The sequence below is a fragment of the Bradyrhizobium sp. 197 genome (genome assembly GCF_023073375.1).
In the GTDB taxonomy this organism is placed as follows: Bacteria; Pseudomonadota; Alphaproteobacteria; order Rhizobiales; family Xanthobacteraceae; genus Bradyrhizobium.
The window spans coordinates 1-1052 of the sequence record NZ_JADPJJ010000095.1 but is presented as its reverse complement, the minus strand read 5'-3'; the positions used below and the strand labels follow the sequence as shown (position 1 = coordinate 1052).

Genomic DNA, 1052 nt, shown 5'->3' with positions numbered 1-1052 from the left:
GTAACTGCCCAGGTCCGTTTGCTCGGTTAGGCGACGCTGAGTTTGTGGATGAGTTGTGTGGGGCATCGGGACAATGTTTCGAGCATGTTCCATCCGCGCTTTCGAGCGGTACCGATCAGGGTGCGAAGCGTGGCGAAATTGTCTGCGCCTTGTGAGGTGCGGAAGCCGGCAGAGATCTTCTGCCGCAATTTCATCATCCGAGCATCGCGCTCGGCCTCGTTGTTGGTAAACGGCACCGCCGAGTTGTGCAGGAACAGCAGCACCGCCGCTTTATGTAACTTGAGGCGCAACAGGAGATTATGGCCCGTGCGCCGTCTGATCCGCCCGCGCTTGATGTCGCGAGGCAGCGCGGGTAGCGCCTCGTGCCAGGCGATACCGGCGCGGATAATGCGGTCATAAAGTCGCTCGGCGGCGCGGATTCTGTTGGGACGCAGCGCGCCTGTCTGGTCGGTTGGATGCTCTGACGCCAGATTGACCTCGTGGCACAGGCAGCGGAGCAACCCGCGCATGCGCCGGGCCCAGGCCTCGCCATCGATGTCCACCAGCGCCGTCAACTCGCGCAGGTGATGCGCATTGCACAGCGCATGCGTGACACCGGACATCTGAAAATAGGATGTCCAATGGTCGTGCACAACGATATGCGCCGCTTGCGTCAGCACCTCGCCGCGCCTGGGTGAGACGCGATAATGCACCAGCCCATTGATCCCGGCGGTGCCCGCGACATGCAGCCATTGCGGCGTGGCGCCCACCCAGAACCCGGTCTCATCCAAATGCTTGACCGGTGCCCGGCGGATTTGCTCGCAGACTGCCGCAGCGAAATCCTGCGTCCGGCTGGCAGCCCGGGCGATCATTTGTCCGATCGTGCCGGCCGAGATGGTCACGCCAAACAGATCGGAGAGGATTTGCCCGAGCCGATCTTCAGGCAGAAACTGTCCCGCCGACAGATAGGTCACCACAGCGGCCAACCGGACGCCATATTGCGCCGGCGCCCTTACCTCGGGTGGAAACGATCCTGTCGTGACCGCGCCACAGCCGCTGCATTTGCAACGATG

The 1052-nt window shown here is 62.5% G+C and carries 1 protein-coding gene; it reads right to left on the bottom strand.

The annotated features are described in order from the left end of the window. Positions 1-26 precede the first annotated feature (26 nt). Positions 27-1052 (bottom strand): IS66 family transposase (tnpC, locus tag IVB27_RS22995; protein WP_247445495.1); only part of this gene is annotated, 1026 nt, incomplete at its 5' end.